Below are 20443 nucleotides of genomic sequence, written 5' to 3' on the forward strand. Positions count from 1 at the left end.
AGCGAGGGCCGCGCCGACCGGCGCGGCCCTCGCTTTGTGCTTTCTACCTGGGAGAACGCCGTGACAGTGGCCGTGTCAGAGGCGTGACAGGGGCGTGACTGGGGCGCTGAGCACTGTTGGGGACATGACGAGTTCAGCGATCGCAGTCTCGGGACTGCGCAAGGCGTACGGGGACAAGGTCGTGCTCGACGGCATCGACTTCGAGGTCCCCACGGGATCGATCTTCTCCATGCTCGGGCCGAACGGCGCGGGCAAGACCACGACGGTGAACGTCCTGACGACGTTGCAGAAGGCGGACGCCGGGTCGGTGACCGTCGCCGGATACGACGTGGCGGCCAACACCAAGGAGGTGCGGGCGGCCATCGGCGTGACCGGGCAGTTCGCCGCCGTGGACGAGCTGCTGTCGGGCCGGGAGAACCTGCAGCTGATCGCGGACCTGAAGCGGGTGCGCGCCGGTGACCGCGTCACCGAGCTGCTGGAACGGTTCGACCTGGCCGATTCGGCGGACAAGCTGGCCTCCACCTACTCCGGCGGCATGCGGCGCAAGCTCGACCTGGCGATGACGCTGGTCGCCGCCCCGCAGATCATCTTCCTGGACGAGCCGACGACGGGCCTGGACCCGCGGAGCCGGCGCACGATGTGGCAGATCGTCCGCGAGCTGGTCGCGGGCGGCACCAGCATCTTCCTCACCACCCAGTACCTCGACGAGGCCGACCAGCTCGCCGACCAGGTCGCGGTGCTCGACCACGGGCGCCTGGTCGCGCAGGGCACGCCCGAGGAGCTGAAGCGCCGGATCCCCGGCACGCACGTGCGGCTCCGCTTCACCAGTCTCGACGAGCTGGACGCGGCGGCGCGGCTGCTGGAGGGGTCCACGCGGGACGACGAGGAGCTGGCGCTGCGGGTGCCGAGCGACGGCGGCTCGCGGTCGCTGCGGGACCTGCTGGACCGGATGGACCAGAACCTGATCAACGCCGAGGAGTTCTCCGTGCACTCACCGGACCTCGACGACGTCTTCCTCGCCCTCACCGGGCGTACGAGCGAGAAGGAGAACGTGTGATGAGCGCCGCCACCAAGTCGATGGGCGACTCGATGATCATGTTGCGCCGCAACGTGAAGCACAGCCTGCGGAACCCGACCACGATGTTCAACGCGATCCTGTTCCCGATCGTGATGATGCTGATCTTCGTCTATGTCTTCGGTGACGCGTTCAAGGTCCAGGGCGACTACGTCGACTACGCGACGCCGGGCCTGCTGGTGATGGCCGTCGCCTACGGGCTCGGAGCCACCTCGGCGGCGGTGAACTCCGACATGGCCAAGGGCGTGATCAGCCGGTTCAAGACCATGGACGTCTCCCGCGGCGCCGTGCTGACCGGGCAGGTCGTCGTCACCGTGGTGCGCTGCCTGGTGGCCGACGCGGCGATCCTCGCGGTGGCCTTCCTGATCGGGTTCCGTCCGCACGCGAGCGCCCTGGACTGGCTCGGCGTGTTCGGGATGCTCCTGCTGCTCACCTTCGGGACCAGCTGGCTCGTCGTCGCCCTCGGCCTGGCCGCCAAGTCCGCGGAGTCGGCGGCGTTCGCCACCGTGCCGCTGATCATGCTGCCGTTCCTGAGCAGCGCGTTCGTGCCCGCCGAGACGATGAAGACCGGCGTCAAGCAGTTCGTCGAGTACCAGCCCTTCACCCCGATCATCGAGACGCTGCGCGGGCTGCTCGCGGGTCACGTGGACGGCGGCGACGCGTTCCAGGCCGTCGCGTGGTGCGCCGGGCTCGCGCTCGTCGGTTACGTGTGGGCGCTCTCGACGTTCAAGAAGCGAGCGTGACCTCGACCAGCCGCGTCCAGTCGGCGTCCGCCCCCTCCTGAGCCGCCTCGGCGAACCGTGCGTCGCCGAGGCGGCTTCGTGCCGCCCGCTCGATCCGGGCCAGGTCCGGGTTGGTGCGGTCGGCCAGCCCGAGCACATCCTCGCTCGCTCCGAGGAGCCGCGCGGCCTGCTCGGGCTCGTCGTCGCGCAGCGCCAGGTTCGCGACCCCGACGAGCACCGGCGCGATGGCCATCGCGTACGTCGCCTCGGCCGCGGCCTCGCAGGCGGCCGCGCAGTGCGCCCTGGCCTCCTCCAGGTCGTCGGCGAGGTAGCCGAGCAGGTTGCGGGTGAACGCGCGGATGTGCGCCCGTTCCGCCTCCTCGCCCAGGAGGGCCGTCGCCACGGCGAGCTGTGCATGGGCCTCGTCGGCGTCGCCGCTCCACCGGGCGAGGCCGGCCTTGTTCAGGGCCAGCATGGCGAGCGCGCCCGGCCAGGTGACCCGTTCCGCGTACTGCTCCGCCTCGGCCATGACGGCCGCGCCGGCGTCAGGATCGCCGAGCAGCCAGTACAGCTGCGCCTGCTGCGACCGCATCCGTATGAGGTCCTCGGTGGCGCCGAACGGGGCGGCGGCCACGACCGCCTGCTCGTAGAGGTCGCACGCGGCGGCGAACTCGCCGCGCATGGCGATGCGGTCCGCGAGCTCGGCCAGGGCGAACTGGATCCCGAACCGTTCGCCCAGCGCACGGAACCGGGTGAGCGCCTGCTCCAGGTACTCGTCCGCGTCCCGTCCTCCATGACCGAGCACGATCCGCATCTTGCCCTGGTGCAGCCTGGCCAGCGCGCGAACCCAGGGATCCTCGTCGTCCAGCAGCGGTTCCCACGCGTGCAGCACCGCGTTCGGGTCCCGCAGCATGTGCACGACCGGGGAGATGAGCCGCAGCGCCGGGTGGCTGTGCGGATTGTCGGGCCCGCGTTCCTTGTACCGGTGCGCCTCGCGGATCCACACCTCGGCGGTGTGCTCGTCGCCCGGACCGGCGGTCACGAACATCGAGATCAGCGCGTACACCACGGCCCGGACCTCGTCGGTCACCTCGCCGGGCGTCTTGCTCGCCGCGATGATCAGCTCAAGGCCCTCGGTCTTGTGCCCGGCCAGCCACCAGTACCAGCCCGCGCCCACCGCGAGCCGCATCGCCGCCTGCGCCTCGCCCGCCGCCAGCGCCCCGCGCATCGCCGCGCCGATGTTGTCGTGCTCGGCCTCCAGGACTGCCAGCCAGGTCAACTGCTGGGAGCGGCGCAGGAGCGGCTCGGCGGTCTCGGCGAGCTCGGTGAAATAGTCGCGGTGCGCCCGGCGCGTGGTCTCCGACTCCCCGGCCTCCGCGAGCCGCTGCGCGGCGTACTCCTTGATCGTGCCGATCATGCGGTACCGCGGAACGCCGTCGCCCTCGGCGACCAGCAGCGACTTCTCGGTCAGCGCGGTGAGCAGTTCCAGCACATCATCCGTGCCCTCCGCGCAGACCCGTTCGGCCGCCTTGAGGCTCGCCCCGCCGGAGAAGACCGAGAGCCGGCGCAGGACGGTCCGTTCGGCGGCGCTGAGCAGCTCCCAGCTCCAGTCGACCGCCGCCCGCAACGTCTTGTGATGCGGCAGCGCGGTCCGGCTGCCGCCGGTCAGCAGGCGGAACCGGTCGTCGAGCCCGTTCGCCAACTGATCAAGCGACATGGTCCGGAGCCGGGCCGCGGCCAGCTCGATCGCCAGCGGCATCCCGTCCAGCGCCCGGCAGACCCGCACCATCGTCGCCAGCGCCGCGGCGTCGCCCCCCAGATCCCGGCGCACCGCCCCGGCCCGGTCCCGCAGCAGCCGAACGGCGGGAGAGGCCTCGATCTCGCCCGGATCCGCGTCCTCCTCCGGCAGCGCGAGCGGCTTGACCGGCCACAACGCCTCGCCCGTGATGCCGAGCGGCTCCCGGCTGGTCGCCAGGATCCGCAACCGCCGGCACTCGCCGAGCAGCCGGTGCGCGAACACCGCCACCGCCTCGATCACGTGCTCGCAGTTGTCCAGGACCACCAGCATCTCGCGCTCGCGGATCGCAGCGATCAACCGCTCCGTCAGGTCGGCGTTCTGAGCCCCGCCGAGCAGGGCGTCCCGCAGCCCGAGCCCCCCGAGCGTCGCCTGCGCCACGTCGGCAACGTCGCCGTCCGCGCCGATGGCGGCGAGCTCCACCAGCCATGCCCCGTCCGGCAGGTCGTCGAGCATCGTCCGCGCCGTCTCGGTGGCCAGCCTGGTCTTGCCCGCCCCGCCCGGCCCGATCACCGTCGTCAACCGATGCTCGCTGAGCAGCTCACACACCGCCGCCACATCGGCGTCCTTGCCGACGAACGCGGTCAGCTCCGCGCGCAGATTGGTCTTACGGGTCTCCTCGCGCCGCCCCAGCTCTCCCCTCAACAGCGAAACGTGCAACGCGGCCAGCTCAGGCGAGGGATCAACCCCCAGCGCCCCGGCCAGCCCCTCCCTCGCGCGCTGATAGACCTGCAGCGCCTCGCTGTCGCGCCCACCGGCGACCAGAGCGCGCATCAACGCGGCCACCAGCCGTTCCCGCAACGGATGCGCGGCGACCAGATCAGACAGCTCCGTCACCATCTCCGCACCCCGCCCAAGGGTGATCTCCGCGTCCGCCCGTTCCTCCACAGCGGCCAGACGCAACCCCTCAAGCCGCACCACAACGGCGTCGAACGCCGCGCTCTCCTGCAAGCCGACATCCTGCAAGGGCGCACCGCGCCACAACTCGACCGCCTCACGCAACAGCCGCGCCCGCCGCGAGCTGTCGTCAGAACGCACCTGACTCGCAGCGACGAGCCGTTCGAACCGCACCGCGTCGACGCCGTCCGGCTCCACCTTCAGCAGGTAACCGTCCGTATGACCCTCGATCACGCCGTCCGGAAGCACCTTCCGGAGCCGCGAGACCAGCCGCTGCAGGGCGTTCGTCGCGTCCGCAGGCGTCTGCTCGCCCCAGATCCAGTCGACGAGCGACGCCTTCGGGACGACCTGACCCGGCCGAAGCGCGAGCGCGACCAGCAGCCCGCGCAGCCGCGCGCCCGGCACATCCGCCAGGCCGCCGTCATCAGTCCGGACCTCAAAAGGGCCCAGCATCCCGATCCGCACCCGCCGATTTTGTCACGCCCACTCAGCAGAGCGGCATCCCGAGGATCTTGTCGGCTGGGCCGAGGAGCAAGGCCCTCACTCCGCTCGGACAGCCTCACCGGGGCTCCCGCCCCAGACCCCAGGCTCGGGGCAAGCCCCCAGACCCCCACCCCTTGAAGTGGTGCGGCCCTTCCGTGAGCCACCCCAACCCAAGGAATCGCACCGCCTGGCCAAACCGCCTAGAACTCCAGGTCGTCCCAGGTGACCGTGATCGGGATGGGATTGCCGACCTCTGGCGGCGCCCCGGCCTCATCCTTCATCAGGGTGTTGACGTGCTTGAAGAGCATGGCCGCTTTGTCGAGCTGGTACCTCTCGATGACGGACACGCCAGCGCTGTCGAGCCGCACGATCCAGTAGTGCGGAATCCCTGCCCGGGCGTATTCGGTGAACTTGTCGTTGGTGTCCTGGGTCTCGGAGCCTGGAGACACGACCTCGACGACGAGAAGCGCGTGCTCGCCCGTGAGACGTTCTTTGTTCTCTCGATCAAGACACCGATAGAGGATGACGTCAGGTCTCCGGTTCAGCAGCGGAAGGTCACGAAGCCGCAGGTCAACATCGATGTCGACGGCGAGACGGTCATGACCGCTTCGCATCGCGGCTCGCGCGTGGCCCTCAAGAAGGTTGGCGAGCCGACGACACGCTCTCTGGTGCTCCGGCGTGGGCGAATCGCAATAGATGACCTGGCCGTCCACGATCTCGATCGTTTTCGAGATGTCCTCTGGGAGAGCCTCGTACTCCTCCGCAGTCACCGGCGCAGGCTGTGGACGAAGGCTCAACAGCCAACTGTCCTCCGGCAATGCCGTCATTAGCCCTACTCCTCGGGATCGCGCCCTGACCGACGAGCCCAGCTTATGGCCCGGCCGTTCATCCGCGGAGGATCACGCACACGGGCTGAGCTCGTGTGCGGCTCGCAGGACCGTGCCTGTGTTCCCAACCGCTGCCCGTCCTAGCGAGTGAGCGATGATCAGCCTCGGAGTCGCTGGTAGCCGGCGCCTTCTGGCACATGCGTGCTTCGGCCCTCGACCGTTCCCGGCGCTCAGGCGGCGAAGCGCGGACTTGAGGACGGCCAGCTTTAGGAGAGCGGGATGACGAGGATCTTGTCGTCGCCGGGCTGGGGGTTGCCTCGGCCGTCCTTGTTGCTGGTGGTGATCCAGAGGGAGCCGTCGGGGGCCCGTACGGCGGCTCTTAGGCGGCCGTAGCGGCCCTCGAAGCGGGGGATGGGGCGGCCTACCTTGCCGTCGTCGGACAGGGGGATCTGCCAGAGGCGCTTGCCGCGCAGGGCGGCGGCCCATAGGGAGCCGCGGGCGTAGGCCAGGCCGGACGGGGAGGCCTCGTCGGTGGACCAGGTGAGGAGGGGGTTGGTGTACTTGGGGTCGCTGCCTACGCCTTCTACCTTGGGCCAGCCGTAGTTGTGGCCCTTCTGGATGAGGTTGATCTCGTCATAGGTGTCCTGGCCGAACTCGGTGGCGTAGAGGCGCTCGTGGTCGTCCCATGCCAGGCCCTGCACGTTGCGGTGGCCCCAGGTCCAGACGCGGTTGCCGAACGGGTTGCCGGGGGCGGGGCGGCCGTCGGGGGTGACGCGGAGGATTTTGCCGCCCAGGGAGTTCTTGTCCTGGGCCAGCTGGGTTCGGTACGTCTCGCCGGTGGTGATGTAGAGCATCCGGTCCGGGCCGAACGCGAGGCGGCCGCCGTTGTGGTTCGAGCCCACGGGGATGCCCGTGACTATGGGGTGGGGGTTGGTGAGGCCGTTTTCGTAGGTGAAGCGCACCACGCGGTTGTCCTTGGCCGCGCTGTAGTACACGTAGATGAAGTGGTCCTTGGGGTAGTCGGGGGAGACCGTCACACCCAGGAGTCCGCCCTCACCTGCAGGCTCGACGTCTGGAATCTTGCCGACCTCGGTTACCCGGCCCTGGGGAGTTACGCGCAGGAGGCGGGCTGTGTTGCGTTCGGTAACCATGGCGTCGCCCTGGGGGAGGAACGCTATGGCCCATGGCACGGAGAGGCCTGTGGCGAGCACGCGGGGCTGGCCTGGGCTGACCGCGTTGGACGAGGCGGGCGGAGTGCTGCTCCCGGTGCTCGGGGAGGGGAGCGGAGGTGGCGTGCTCGCTGTGCCGGTGGCGTTGCCGGACGAGCAAGCCGTCAGGCTCAGCAGAGGTATGAGGACGGTGGGGACTGTTCGGCGCAGCTTCATGCGGGCCTCCGCTGGTAGTACGGACGCGACCGCCGAACCGTTCCCTAGCTGAGCGGGACGACGATGATCCCATCGTTGTCGTCGTTATCGGTGGTGAGCCAGAGCGACTTGCCGTCAGGGGCAGGAGTGACCGAGCGAATCCGGCCGTACTCGCCCTTGAAATGGGCGATCGGCCGGGACACGCCCGTTCTGGTCAGCGGGACCTGCCAGAGGCGTTCGCCGCGCAGGGCGGCGGCCCATAGCGAGCCTTGGGCGTAGGCCAGGCCGGAGGGTGACGCCTCGGACGGCATCCAGGTGAGCAGCGGGCGCTTGTACTTGGTGGGGTCGCCGTCGTCGCCCTCCACGTCGGGCCACCCGTAGTTGCGCCCCTTGACGATCTGGTTGATCTCGTCGAAGCGGTCCTGGCCGAACTCGGTGGCGAACATCCGCCCAGAGGGGTCCCATGCCAGGCCCTGAACGTTGCGGTGCCCGTAGGTCCAGACCAGGGAGTCGAACGGGTTTCCGGGGGCGGGCTTGCCCTCGGGCGTCATCCGCAGGATTTTGCCTCCCAGTGACTTCTTGTCCTGGGAGAGGTCCCCGTGGCCCGTCTCGCCGGTAGAGGCGTACAGCATCCCGTCCGGGCCGAACGCCAGCCGCCCGCCGTTGTGGTTGCCGCCCTTGGGGATGCCGGTGACCAGGATCTGCGGCTTGCCGATCGTCCCGTCGTAGCGGAAGCGCGCCACCCGGTTGTCCTTGGACGCGGTGAAGTAGACGTAGACGTACTTGTCGTTCTGGAAGCCGGGGGAGACGGCGATCCCGAGCAGGCCGCCCTCGCCGGAGGGCTTCACGCCGGGGACCTTGCCGATCTCGGTGACCTTGCCCTCTGTCGTGACGCGCAGGACCTTGGCGCTCTCACGTTCGGTCATCAGCGCCGCGCCGTCCGGTAGGAACGCCAGGCCCCAGGTGAGCTTGCGGCCCTTGACGAGGACCCGCGGCTTGCCGGGCTCGGCCGTGGCGGTGACGGCGGGCTGCGGCGAGGCGGGAGCGGGCTCACCCGACGTGGCGGGCTCGGCACGCTCCGACGTGCAGCCGGCCACGAAGGCGGCCGATGTCAGAAGGGTCACAGTCGTCGCGAGGACGGCGATCCGGCGCATAGGCCATTGAAGTCACAGCGGGGGCCGTGGCACAACGCCACCGAGCGTGACGTGGGACAACTTGCCGTTTTATGGGTGATCCCGGGATGGATGGCCGGTCCACTTGGGGGTTTGTCGCCGGGTGGACGCTGAGCCTCAATCGCTCCGTGACCTACAGAACGTACATTGAGCATCACGGTGATCCCGCACTGCAGCAACGTCGCTGACCGAGAGCGTGGCGGCCGATGCGCTCGCCGCGTCGCCCGGTGCTCACCTGCGCGGGGCACGATCCACCGCGTACGGGACGTTAACCGAGGCGACCGGGCGAGGTATACCGACGAACATTCCATCAGGCGCAGCGAAGGGGCTGCTGGAGGCCGGCGCCTCCAGAAGGCAGGAAGGGACACGGCGCGATGAGCGACGCTCCTCGGGGGGACGACCGCGGGGGCGATGCCCGACGGCCGGCTCGCCGAGTAACGCCCTCGGCACTGCTGATCGGTGTGGTCGCGCTGCTCGGCGTGGCCTACATCACCGGCTCGCTGCTCGGATGGGGCGGTTCGGCCTTCACCGACTGGGCGGAGGTGGCCGCGGCCGCCGCGGCGGCGGGCTCCCTGCTGTCGGCCTCCCGCCCCGGCCGGGGCGGGCACCGCAACCTGTGGCGGGCGTCCTGGCGCTGGTACGGGATAGCCGCGGCCTGCTGGTTCGTGGGCGCCGTCGGCTCGGCGGCCACCTCGGAGTCGGCCGGGCGCAGCGCCCTGTCGCTGTCGGTCTTCGACCTCTTCTACCTCGCGGCGTCGCTGGCGCTGGTCACCGGCCTCATCGTGCCGATCAGGCTGCCCCGGGACGCCCGTACCTGGCTGCGGTACGCGGCGGACACCTATGTCTGCGTGTGCGCGCTGTTCGTGCTGGGCTGGGTGGTGATCTTCGGTGGGCTCTACCACCAGTCCGGTGAGACGCCCTCGGAGTTCACGCTCGAACTGCTCTACCCGCTGATCGACGCGATCCTGGTGTGCGGCGCGCTGTCATTCGTGCTGGGCGCGGCGCGCGGGCACCGGCGGTCGGCCTGGATGGGGTACGTGGCACTGGTCGCGTTCGCCGCGGCCGACGTCGTCAGCCTGGTCGTACGGCTGCGCGGCGGGCCCGCCTCCGACGACCCCTCCGACATCTTCCGGCTGGGCGCGCTGTTGCTGCTGTTCCTGGTGCCGTGGACCGGGCAGGGTTCTGAGACCAGGGCGCTTGAGGGGCCATCTGACCTCGCTGTCGACGACGGCACGGTCGAGCCCGAGGAGCAGGGCCGGATGATCGGCCCCGGCCTCGCACCCGCCGCCGTCGCGGCCGCCGCCACCCTCTTCGTCGCGGGCCACTCGCTGACCGGGACGCACGGCATCGAGCCGGTCGTGTCCGTGATCGCGGGCTCGGCCACGATGGTGCTGCTGATCCGGCTGGCCGCGCTGCTGCGTGAGAACGACCGGCTCCGGCACGCGGTCGACACCGGCGAGGAGCACTTCCGGGCGCTGTCGGAGAGCATCAACGACGCCGTGCTGATCTGCGACCTGGACGCCGTCGTCCAGTACGCGAGCGCGGGCGCGCTGCGTACCTACCGCTACACCGCCGACGAGCTGCTCGGCCGGCCGCTCGGCGAGATCATCCACCCTGAGGACCTGCCGCGCGTCCAGGAGGTCTTCGCCGAGTTCCTCGCCGACGGAGGCGAGGGCGGCGGCGGCGACGGCGGCAGCGACGGCGGTGAGGGCGGCGACGGATCCGGGTCCGGCGAGGACGACCACCCCGACACGCTGCGGCTCTCCGCCGACACGCTGCGGGTCTCGTGCCGCGTACGGGCCGCCGACGGCACCTGGCTGCCGACCGAGTCGACGATCTCCCGCTACAGCGGCATCGGCGATGCCCCCGCCCGCGTCCTGGTGACCACCCGCGACCTCAGCGAGCAGGCGGCGCTGCAGCGGCAGGTCGCCCACCTGACCTTCCACGACGGCCTGACCGGCCTGCCGAACCGCGCCTACTTCGAGGAGCGCACCCGCGACGTGCTGTCGCGGCAGGAGTGCGGCGGCAAGGTCGCCGTGGTCTTCGCCGACCTCGACGGCTTCACGGCGGTGAACGACTCGGCCGGGCACGCGGCGGGCGACCAGGTGCTGGCCCAGGCCGCGCGGCGGCTGCGCGCGACCGTCCAGGCCGACGACACCGTGGCGCGCTGGGGCGGCGACGAGTTCGCCGTCCTGGTGGAGAACCCCGCCGAGACGCAGACGGCCGTCGAGCTCGCCGAACGGCTGCTGCGCGTGCTGTCGGTCGAGCCGTACACCATCGGCGGCAAGGCGATCGTGCTCACCGCGAGCGTCGGGATCGCGTTCGTCGACGACACCGCCGAGCCGCAGGCCTCCGACGCGGCCCGGCCGCCCGCCGTGGCCCGTGCCGAGGCGGGCCGGCGGCTGCGCCGCGACGCCGCCGACCTGATCCGCAACGGCGACCTGGCGATGGCGCGGGCCAAGGAGCTCGGCGGCGGCCGGGTCGAGGTGTTCGCCCCGCACATGCACGCCGACGTCGTACGGCGGCTGGAGCTCGGCAGCGACCTGCAGCGGGCGCTCGCCGAGGAGGAGTTCACCGTCGAGTTCCAGCCGGTCGTGGAGCTGGCGACCTCCCGGGTGACCGGCGTCGAGGCCCTCGTGCGCTGGTGGCGCGGGAACGAGTCGGTGCCGCCGGAGGACTTCATCGGCCCCGCCGAGGAGTCCGGCCTCATGATCCCGCTGGGCGACTGGGTGCTGCGCGAGGCCTGCCGCGAGGTGTCCCGCTGGCGCGGCGAGTCGTGGAACGTGGGCCTGTCGGTCAACTTCACCGCCCGCCAGATCGCCGCGCCGCGCTTCGTCGAGTCGGTCGCGGCGGCGCTGGAGCAGACCGGCCTGCCGCCGCAGGCGCTCACCGTCGAGGTGAAGGAGGAGGTGCTGGTCGAGGACGCCGGGCAGAGCGTGGAACGCCTGTCGGCGTTGCGCGATCTTGGCGTACGGCTGGCGATCGACGACTTCGGCACCGGCTACGCCTCGCTGGCCTACCTGGGCCAGCTCCCGGTCGACATCATCAAGATCGACCCGTCGTTCGTGGCCGGTCTCGGCTCGGACGAGACGCTCACTTTGCTGACCCGGACGATCGTGCGGCTCGGCCGTGACCTGGGGTTGACCGTGGTCGCCGAGGGCATCGAACGGCCCGAGCAGCTGGAGCTGCTGCGCGAGATGGACTGCCCGCGCGGGCAGGGTTTCCTGGTGGCGCGGCCGATGGCGGCCGGACGGGTGGAATCCCTGGTGCGGACCAACCTCAAGGGCGGCGGTCTGCCGGGCACCAGCGGCCTTCCGCTCGAAGGAACCGCCCTCTCACCTGGTTGAATGACCGGATCAAGCAAGATCGTCGGGGCGTCCGGCCGGACGCCCACTCGTCTCACCTGGTGAGACAATATGTCCAAGGATTTGACCAGCGACCGGAAGTCGGCGAAAGTGGGCATCGTGCAGAGCACTTCCATCATTCTCGTAGTACTTGGTCGGCGCGCAGGCTGACCGAGCACTTCGACCTGCGCGCGCCCCTCGACCGCCAACCGGCGGCGGGGGTTTTTTGTTGGCCGAAAGCTTCTCCGTTCGACTCTCCCCAAGGAACAAGGAACATGACGACCGAACAGATGACGGGAGCCCAGGCGCTGGTCCGCGCGCTGGAGAACGTCGGCGTCGATACGGTGTTCGGCATCCCGGGCGGGGCGATCCTCCCGGCGTACGACCCGATCTTCGACTCCCAGAAGCTGCGCCACATCCTGGTCCGGCATGAGCAGGGAGCGGGCCACGCCGCGCAGGGGTACGCCATGGTGACCGGCAAGGTGGGCGTCTGCATGGCGACCAGCGGGCCGGGCGCGACCAACCTCGTCACGCCGATCTCCGACGCGTACATGGACTCGGTGCCGATGGTCGCGATCACCGGCCAGGTCCCCGGCCCGTCCATCGGGACCGACGCCTTCCAGGAGGCGGACATCGCCGGCATCACGATGCCGATCACCAAGCACAACTTCCTGATCACCGACCCGGCGGACATCGCCCGCACGATCGTCGAGGCGTTCCACATCGCGGGCACCGGCCGTCCCGGACCGGTCCTGGTCGACATCTCCAAGGACGCGCTGCAGGCCACGTTCGGCTTCGAGTGGCCCGTCCAGATGCAGCTCCCGGGCTACCGGCCCGTCACCCGGCCGCACTCCAAGCAGGTGCGCGAGGCGGCACGGCTCATCACCCAGTCCGAGCGCCCCGTGCTGTACGTCGGCGGCGGCGTCATCAAGGCCCAGGCGGCGGCCGAGCTGAAGGTGCTCGCCGAGCTCACCGGCGCCCCGGTCGTCACCACCCTGATGGCCAAGGGCGCGCTGCCCGACAGCCACCCGCTGCACATGGGCATGCCCGGCATGCACGGCGGCGTCGGCGCGGTCGGCGCGCTGCAGAAGGCCGACCTGCTGGTCGCGCTCGGCGCCCGGTTCGACGACCGCGTCACCGGCAAGCTGGACGGCTTCGCCCCGCACGCCAAGGTCGTGCACGCCGACATCGACCCCGCCGAGATCTCCAAGAACCGGCACGCCGACGTCCCGATCGTCGGCGACGCCCGCGAGGTCATCGCGGACCTGATCGTCGCCGTCCAGACCGAGCACGACGCCGGGCACAAGGGCGACTACGAGGACTGGTGGCGGCAGCTGAACGCCTGGCGCGACACCTACCCCCTCGGCTACGACCAGCCCGAGGACGGGTCGCTGTCGCCGCAGTTCGTCATCGAGCGGATCGGTCAGCTCGTCGGGCCCGACGCCTACTACGTCGCGGGCGTCGGCCAGCACCAGATGTGGGCCGCGCAGTTCATCAAGTACGAGCGGCCCGGCGCGTTCCTCAACTCCGGCGGCGCCGGCACGATGGGTTACGCCGTTCCCGCCGCGATGGGCGCCAAGGTCGGCGCGCCCGACACTCAGGTGTGGGCGATCGACGGTGACGGCTGCTTCCAGATGACCAACCAGGAGCTCGCCACCTGCGCGATCGAGGGCATCCCGGTCAAGATCGCGGTCATCAACAACGGCAACCTCGGCATGGTCCGGCAGTGGCAGACCCTCTTCTACGACGGGCGCTACTCCAACACCAACCTGCACTCCCGGCGGATCCCCGACTTCGTGAAGCTCGCCGAGGCGTACGGTTGCGTCGGGCTGCGCTGCGACAAGCCCGAGGACGTCGACGCCACCATCGCCAAGGCGATGGAGATCAACGACGCCCCGGTCGTGATCGACTTCGTGGTCCACCAGGACGCGATGGTCTGGCCGATGGTCGCCGCCGGCACCACCAACGACGACATCAAGATCGCGCGGGACCTGGCCCCCGACTTCGAGAACGGAGAGTGACCGAGATGAGCCTGCACACGCTCTCGGTTCTGGTCGAGAACAAGCCCGGCATCCTGGCCCGGGTCGCGGCGCTGTTCTCCCGGCGCGGGTTCAACATCGAGTCGCTCGCGGTCGGCACCACCGAGCACCCGGAGATCTCCCGGATGACGATCGTGGTGAACGTCGAGGGCCTGCCGCTCGAGCAGGTCACCAAGCAGCTCAACAAGCTGATCAATGTCCTGAAGATCGTGGAGCTCGACCAGTCGGCGTCGGTCCAGCGCGAGCTCGTGCTGGTCAAGGTGCGCGCCGACGCCGAGACCCGGTCGCAGGTGCTGGAGACCGTGACCCTCTTCCGGGCGAAGGTCGTCGACGTCGCCCCGGACGCCGTCACGATCGAGGCCACCGGCAACCGCGACAAGCTGGACGCCTTCATCCGCGTGCTGGAGCCGTTCGGCATCAAGGAACTGGTGCAGTCGGGCATGGTGGCCATCGGCCGCGGCGCCCGGTCCATCACCGACCGTTCGCTGCGCGCCATCGAGCGCAGCGCGTAGCCCTCATCTGAAAACTAGGAAAGGCAGCAGCACAGTGGCTGAGATGTTCTACGACAACGATGCCGACCTGAGCATCATCCAGGGCCGGCACGTCGCCGTGATCGGGTACGGCAGCCAGGGGCACGCGCACGCGCTCTCCCTGCGGGACTCCGGCGTGGACGTCCGCGTCGGCCTGCGCCCCGACTCCAAGAGCAAGGAGCTCGCCGAGTCCGAGGGCCTGCGGGTGCTGCCGGTCGCCGAGGCGGTCGAGGAGGCCGACCTCATCATGATCCTCGCGCCGGACCACCTCCAGCGCGGCATCTACGAGGCCGACATCAAGCCCAACCTGGTCGAGGGCGACGCGCTGTTCTTCGGCCACGGCCTGAACATCCGCTACGGCCTCATCGAGCCGCCGGCGGGCGTGGACGTCTGCATGGTCGCGCCGAAGGGCCCGGGCCACCTGGTCCGCCGCCAGTACACCGCCGGCCGCGGCGTCCCGGTGATCGTGGCCGTCGAGCAGGACCCGTCCGGCAACGCGTGGCCGCTGGCCCTCTCGTACGCCAAGGCCATCGGCGGCCTGCGCGCGGGCGGTATCAAGACCACCTTCACCGAGGAGACCGAGACCGACCTGTTCGGCGAGCAGGCCGTGCTGTGCGGCGGGCTCTCCGAGCTCATCAAGGCGGGCTTCGAGACCCTGATCGAGGCCGGCTACCAGCCCGAGGTCGCCTACTTCGAGTGCCTGCACGAGGTGAAGCTGATCGTCGACCTGATGTACGAGGGCGGCATCTCCAAGATGTACTGGTCGGTGTCCGACACCGCCGAGTACGGCGGCTACAGCCGCGGCCCGCGCCTGGTGAACGACCAGACCAAGGCCGAGATGAAGAAGATCCTCGGCGAGATCCAGTCCGGCGAGTTCGCCAAGGAGCTGGTGGCCGAGTTCGAGGGCGGCCAGGAGCAGATGGCCAAGTACCGCAAGGAGCACGCCGAGCACCCGATCGAGGTGACCGGCGGCAAGCTCCGCCCGATGATGAGCTGGCTGAACGACTAGCACCCGCTAGCACCCGCTAGCACCAGCTAGCACCCGCTAGCACCCGCTAGCACCCACGCCAGGTCAACACGCCGATCTTGCTCTCAGCGCCCTTTCGCAGGCCCTTTCAGGGCGCTGAGAGCAAGATCGGCGTATCTGTGCGTCAGCGGAGGAGGCGGCGGCGGAGCTTGGCGCGCAGCGGCGCGGGCTTCTGGTTGCGCACGACGACGGCCAGGTAGCCGCCCTTGGTGAAGTAGATGGTCGAGGCCAGGTTCGAGGTGAGGGCCCGGCGCTGCGACTCGGTGTCCAGCCTGTCCGCGCGTACGGTCCCGAAGCGGGCCTCGCGGGTGACGCCGAGCGCGGAGGCGGCGACGCGGGCGTCCCAGCGGCCGGGGCCGGGCAGCGCCATGTCGGCCTCGACCTCGAAGCCGCCGCTCGCGCTCGCGTCGGCGGGGAAGCGGTGCTCCACGCGGGAGCGGCGTTCGCGCAGGATCAGCTCGACCTTGGTCTCGCGCGCCTCGATCCGTTCGATCGCCGCCACGCCGCGCACGCGCACCCGCTTGCCCTGCCAGCTCGCCTCGTCCAGGCGGTGCCGCAGGCCCACCTCGGAGGTGACGTCGGCGTCCTGGCGGGGGACGCCGCGCAGGTACGGGTAGACGGCGTAGACGCGCCCTCCGACCACGACCGCACCGACCTCATGGCCGTCGAGCTCCTCGCGGATGAGGCGCTCCAGCTCGTCCTGGAGGCCGTGCTGGATGCAGAACGCCCGGAGCCGGTACCGGACCGGCAGGACGGCTCTGGCGGCGTCGTTCAGCCCGTCCTCGCCGAGCACCTGGCGCGTGCCGCTCATGAGGCGGCCGCGCTGCGCGCCGTCCATCGCCAGGAAGCGGTGGTCGTACACGCGCAGCATGTCGTGCAGGACGCTGATGGCGGAATCCGCTGAATCCGCTGAATCCGAGGTCACGGGGTACTCCAGGGTGGGCCGGGGACATCGGTCACGTTACGGGCCGCACAGATCACCCACAGTGAAATCGGTTCAGCGTGTCGTCCGATGCATACTCGGTATTGCGGTGCCAATACCAGGTATGCATACTTGGTAGGCATGTCGATCCGTCATGGCATTCTGGCACTCCTGGCGCAGGGGCCCCGCTACGGCTACCAGCTCCGCGCCGAGTTCGAGTCCTCCACCGGGTCGACGTGGCCGCTCAACATCGGGCAGGTCTACTCCACGCTGTCGCGCCTGGAGCGCGACGAGCTGGTCACCCGGGTGGGCGCCGACGACGAGGGCCGCTTCGTCTACCGGATCACCCCGGCGGGGGAGGACGACGTGCGGCAGTGGTTCGCCACCCCGCTCGCGCGCGCCGACCGGCCCCGCGACGAGCTGGCCATCAAGCTCGCGATGGCGGTCACGATGCCCGGCGTGGACGTGCGCCAGGTCGTTCAGACGCAGCGGACGGCGACGCTCCGCTCGCTCCAGGACCTGACGCGGCTGAAGGCCGACGCGCCCGCGGTGCCGGTCGAGCAGGGCGACCGCGCGTGGCGGCTGGTGCTCGAATCGATGATCTTCCAGGCGGAGGCCGAGGTGCGCTGGCTCGACCACTGCGAGGCCTTCGTGGCCCGCGCCGACGCGGCCGCCGCGTCGGCCGAGGTGGCCGCGTCGGCCGAGGCGGCGGCCGCGCGCGCGGACGCCCGGCCGGACGGTCGCCCGGGCGGTGGGCCGGGGGCACGGCCGGATGGTCGGCCGGACGGAGGGACGGGCGCCCGGCCGGACTCGTCCTCCTATCCGGTGAAGGAGGGGCGCAGATGAGCGTCCTGTCCCTGCGGAACGTGTCGCGCGACCACGGCGCCGAGCCCGTTCTGGTGCACGCGCTGCGCGAGGTGACGCTGAACGTCGACGCCGGCGAGTTCGTCGCGGTGATGGGCCCGTCCGGCTCGGGCAAGTCGACCCTGCTGACGCTCGCCGGGGGACTGGACGCCCCGACCGGCGGCGAGGTCCTGGTCGAGGGGACCGACCTCAGCACGCTCGACAAGGCCGCGCTGTCGGCCGTGCGGCGGCGCAGCGTCGGCTATGTGTTCCAGGACCTCAACCTCATCCCGAGCCTCACCGCGTCCGAGAACGTCATGCTGCCCCGCGAGCTCGACGGCGTGCGGGCCCGGCAGGCCCGCCGCGAGGCCGCGATCGCGCTGCGCGAGGTCGGCATCAGCGAGGTGGCCGACCGGTTCCCCGACGAGATGTCGGGCGGCCAGCAGCAGCGGGTGGCGATCGCCCGCGCGCTCGTCGGCGACCGCCGCCTCGTACTGGCGGACGAGCCGACCGGCGCGCTGGACAGCCAGTCCGGCGAGGACATCATGCGCATCCTGCGGCTGCGCTGCGACGCCGGGGCCGCCTGCCTCATGGTCACGCACGAGTCGCGGCACGCCGCCTGGGCGGACCGGGTGATCTTCCTGCGGGACGGCAGCGTCGTGGACGCCACCGGCCCCCGGCCCGGACCCGAGTCCCTGCTCCAGGAAGCGCGGTGAGAGGTCTCGCCGTCGCGCTGCGCCTCGCGCGGCGCGACGCGTTGCGCGCCAAGGGCAGGACGGCGCTGGTGCTGTGCATGATCGGCCTGCCGGTCATGACGATCGTGGCGATGGCGGTGCTGCTGAAGACCTCCCAGTGGTCCGACCGCGAGGCGCTGCCGTACACGCTCGGGCACGCCGACGCCCGCGTCATCGGCCAGGCCCACCAGGCCATCGCGCAGGCCTCCCCGCTGGAGTACAACGCGATGGTCGACGTGCCGGGCCAGAGCCCGCCCGACTCCGGCCGCCCCTGGACCACCCAGGAGATCACCGCCGGCCTGGCCGCCCGGCTCGGGCCCGGCACGCGGGCCATCCCGATCAACGACACCGCCGTGGTGACGCTCGCGACGGCCAAGGGCCCGCGGATGCTGGCGACCGTCGAGGTCGACCTGCGGGACCCGCTCGCCGGGCGGCTGATGAGGATCACCCAGGGGAGGGCCCCGGCGAGCCCGGACGAGATCGCGGTCGCGCCGAGCATGCGCAAGCGCGGGATCGGCATCGGCTCGACCGTTCGGATCGACGACCAGGGGATGACCAAGCGCGTGTCCGGGTTCGTCGAGGACCCGCGCGCGCCCCGCGTCAACAAGGCGGTGGCGCTGCCCGGCTCACTGCCCAAGTCCGCCGCCGCGGGCGACGACGAGTACCTGGTCGGCTCGCCGCGGCCGGTCACCTGGCAGGACGTCCTCGCGCTCAACAAGACCGGCCTCGGCGTGCTGTCGCGGCAGGTCGTGAAGCACCCGCCGCCGCACTCGGACGTCCCGACGGGTTCGGCGTTCACCATGGACCAGGCGGGCGGGCCGGTCGTCGTCGCCATGGCCGTCGCGATGATCGTGATGGAGGTCGTGCTGCTCGCCGGGCCCGCGTTCGCCGTCGGGATCAAGCGGCAGCGCCGCCAGCTCGCGCTGCTGGCGGCCAGCGGCGGCAGCCCGAACCACCTGAAGGCCGTCGTGCTGGCGGGCGGGCTGGTGCTCGGCGGCGCCGCGTCCCTGGTCGGGGCGGCCGCGGGCCTGTTCGCCGCCGCGCTCATCAAGCCCGCCGTGCTGGACATCTGGGGCGTCGCGTTCGGGCCGTACGAGGTGCCGTGGGCGCTGGTCGCGGCGCCGGTCGTCCTCGGCCTGGTCAGCGGGGTGCTCGCCGCGTACGCGCCGGCGCTGCAGGCCGCCCGGATGAACGTCGTGGCGGCGCTCACCGGCCGGCGCGACCAGGCCCGCGGGCGCCGCGGCTGGCCAGTCCTCGGGGCCGTGCTGATGGTGGCCGGGGCGGGCCTCTGCCTGGCCGGCGCGCGGCTGTGGCACGAGATCGGGGCCGCGTTCGGCGCGATCGCGATCGTGGTCGGCTGCGTGATGATCGGACCGTGGGTGGTCGGCACGGCCGCGCGCACCGCCCGGTGGCTGCCGCTCCCGCTCCGGCTGGCCGTACGCGACGGGGCGCGCAACCGGGGCCGCGCCGCGCCCGCCGTGGCCGCCATCATGGCCGCCGTCGCCGGGCTCACCGCGCTCGCCATCGGGGGCGCCAGCGACTTCGCCCAGAGCCGCACCGAGTACGTGCCGAAGCTGCCGATGGGCTCGACGATGATCACCCCGCCGGGCGGCAAGTCGATGACGTTCCGCGCGGACGTCGAACGCCAGTTGCCCGGCGTGCCGGACATCCCGATCCAGGCGCTGCCTGGGCAGAGCTCTCCCTGCCCCAAGGACACCTGCCCGTTCCTCGAGCTCGCGTCCCCCGAGATGGCCGGCGACCGGTTCGTCGACAACGTGGTGGGCGGCGCCCGCGAAGCACGGCTGCTCCTCGGCCGCGACGACCCCGCCGTCACCGCCGCCCTGGCCGCCGACAAGATCGTTCTGTTCAGCGACCCGGAGCCCGGGGCCGTCACGATCAACGGCTCGGTGCAGATCTGGGACGGCGACCAGCCGCAGGCGCGGGTCCTCCGTACGGTCGGCGGCCTCCCCGCCCTCCGGACCTCCACGATCGCCTCGGTCGCGGCGATCGTCCCGCCGCACGTCGCCGCCCGGTTCGGCCTGCCCATCACCACCGAGGCGATCGGCATCGACCGCGCCGACCACCGGGTGACCCGCGACGAGCAGCACCGCCTGGCCAAGCGCCTCGGCACCACCGACGAGCCGCAGCTGGTGTACGTGGAACGCGGCTTCCAGGAGTCGTTCGCCCTCCCACTCCTGATCCTCGCCGTCGCGGGCGCCGTGCTGGTCGTCGGCGGCTCGCTGATCGCCACCGGCCTGGCCGCCGCCGACGCCCTGCCCGACCTCGCCACCCTCAGCGCCGTCGGGGCCCGCCCCCGGACCCGACGACTGCTGATGATGAGCCAGGCGGGCTTCGTCGCCGTGCTGGGCAGCTGGCTCGGCATCCTGGTCGGCCTGGTCCCGGGCATCGCCGTCGCCCGCCCGCTGACCATCGACTACGAGGGCACGGCCGACCCCGCCCTCGTCCCGCACCACGGCGTGATCGTCGACATCCCCTGGCAGCTCATCGGCGCCATCGGCCTCGCCGTCCCCCTGATCGCCATGATCGGCGCCGCCCTCTTCACCCGAGCCCGCCTCCCCACCATCCGCCGCCTGACCACCTGACCCGGCGGTACCACGACCACGTGATGGCGCGCCGTCTGCCGACCCGCCCGTACCATCGCGCGGCGG

The 20443-nt window shown here is 71.2% G+C and carries 14 protein-coding genes; 9 read left to right on the plus strand and 5 right to left on the minus strand.

Going from position 1 to position 20443, the window contains the following annotated elements; genetic code table 11:
* Positions 1–124: 124 nt before the first annotated feature.
* Positions 125–1057, plus strand: a complete 933-nt coding sequence (locus tag J4573_RS26060) for an ATP-binding cassette domain-containing protein (protein ID WP_208258443.1) — start codon at positions 125–127, stop codon at positions 1055–1057.
* The gene (locus J4573_RS26065) at positions 1057–1818 is read left to right on the plus strand and encodes an ABC transporter permease (RefSeq protein WP_208258444.1); all 762 of its coding nucleotides are present in this window, start codon (positions 1057–1059) and stop codon (positions 1816–1818) included. Before J4573_RS26060 ends, J4573_RS26065 begins: the two co-directional genes overlap by 1 nt.
* Here J4573_RS26065 and J4573_RS26070 read toward each other — a convergent pair.
* The 4 genes from J4573_RS26070 to J4573_RS26085 all read right to left on the minus strand — a co-directional run bounded on the left by J4573_RS26070 (position 1802) and on the right by J4573_RS26085 (position 8317).
* Positions 1802–4954: an AfsR/SARP family transcriptional regulator gene (locus tag J4573_RS26070; protein WP_307796888.1), complete on the minus strand. Its 3153-nt coding sequence runs from the start codon at positions 4952–4954 to the stop codon at positions 1802–1804. The two genes, J4573_RS26065 and J4573_RS26070, sit on opposite strands and share 17 nt — an antisense overlap.
* Positions 4955–5172: 218 nt before the next feature.
* The gene (locus J4573_RS26075) at positions 5173–5742 is read right to left on the minus strand and encodes a Uma2 family endonuclease (protein ID WP_208258445.1); all 570 of its coding nucleotides are present in this window, start codon (positions 5740–5742) and stop codon (positions 5173–5175) included.
* 323 nt (positions 5743–6065) lie between these two features.
* Positions 6066–7184 carry a PQQ-dependent sugar dehydrogenase gene (locus J4573_RS26080; protein WP_208258446.1) on the minus strand — a complete coding sequence of 373 codons (1119 nt, stop codon included), beginning with the start codon at positions 7182–7184 and terminating at the stop codon, positions 6066–6068.
* 44 nt (positions 7185–7228) lie between these two features.
* Positions 7229–8317: a PQQ-dependent sugar dehydrogenase gene (locus tag J4573_RS26085; protein ID WP_208258447.1), complete on the minus strand. Its 1089-nt coding sequence runs from the start codon at positions 8315–8317 to the stop codon at positions 7229–7231.
* A gap of 392 nt (positions 8318–8709) precedes the next feature.
* Here J4573_RS26085 and J4573_RS26090 point away from each other — a divergent pair, with 392 nt between their 5' ends.
* The 4 genes from J4573_RS26090 to ilvC all read left to right on the plus strand — a co-directional run bounded on the left by J4573_RS26090 (position 8710) and on the right by ilvC (position 15257).
* The gene (locus tag J4573_RS26090; protein WP_208258448.1) at positions 8710–11682 is read left to right on the plus strand and encodes a putative bifunctional diguanylate cyclase/phosphodiesterase; all 2973 of its coding nucleotides are present in this window, start codon (positions 8710–8712) and stop codon (positions 11680–11682) included.
* A gap of 272 nt (positions 11683–11954) precedes the next feature.
* Positions 11955–13700 carry an acetolactate synthase large subunit gene (locus tag J4573_RS26095; protein ID WP_208258449.1) on the plus strand — a complete coding sequence of 582 codons (1746 nt, stop codon included), beginning with the start codon at positions 11955–11957 and terminating at the stop codon, positions 13698–13700.
* A 5-nt stretch (positions 13701–13705) separates the two neighbouring features.
* Positions 13706–14230: an acetolactate synthase small subunit gene (gene ilvN / locus J4573_RS26100; protein WP_208258450.1), complete on the plus strand. Its 525-nt coding sequence runs from the start codon at positions 13706–13708 to the stop codon at positions 14228–14230.
* A 43-nt stretch (positions 14231–14273) separates the two neighbouring features.
* The gene (gene ilvC / locus J4573_RS26105) at positions 14274–15257 is read left to right on the plus strand and encodes a ketol-acid reductoisomerase (protein ID WP_208258451.1); all 984 of its coding nucleotides are present in this window, start codon (positions 14274–14276) and stop codon (positions 15255–15257) included.
* 142 nt (positions 15258–15399) lie between these two features.
* On the opposite strand, the gene J4573_RS26110 is transcribed toward ilvC, so the two are convergent.
* Positions 15400–16200 (minus strand): hypothetical protein, encoded by an 801-nt coding sequence (locus tag J4573_RS26110; RefSeq protein ID WP_307796890.1) that lies wholly within the window; start codon positions 16198–16200, stop codon positions 15400–15402.
* 138 nt (positions 16201–16338) lie between these two features.
* Here J4573_RS26110 and J4573_RS26115 point away from each other — a divergent pair, with 138 nt between their 5' ends.
* From J4573_RS26115 to J4573_RS26125, 3 genes are read left to right on the plus strand one after another with little or no spacing between them, the layout of a single operon-like run.
* Positions 16339–17043 carry a PadR family transcriptional regulator gene (locus tag J4573_RS26115; RefSeq protein WP_208258452.1) on the plus strand — a complete coding sequence of 235 codons (705 nt, stop codon included), beginning with the start codon at positions 16339–16341 and terminating at the stop codon, positions 17041–17043.
* The gene (locus tag J4573_RS26120; protein WP_208258453.1) at positions 17040–17756 is read left to right on the plus strand and encodes an ABC transporter ATP-binding protein; all 717 of its coding nucleotides are present in this window, start codon (positions 17040–17042) and stop codon (positions 17754–17756) included. Before J4573_RS26115 ends, J4573_RS26120 begins: the two co-directional genes overlap by 4 nt.
* The gene (locus J4573_RS26125; RefSeq protein WP_208258454.1) at positions 17753–20377 is read left to right on the plus strand and encodes an FtsX-like permease family protein; all 2625 of its coding nucleotides are present in this window, start codon (positions 17753–17755) and stop codon (positions 20375–20377) included. The genes J4573_RS26120 and J4573_RS26125 overlap by 4 nt, the downstream gene beginning before the upstream one ends.
* Positions 20378–20443: the final 66 nt, after the last annotated feature.

It is taken from the genome of Actinomadura barringtoniae (assembly GCF_017573505.1).
GTDB lineage: Bacteria > Actinomycetota > Actinomycetes > Streptosporangiales > Streptosporangiaceae > Spirillospora > Spirillospora barringtoniae.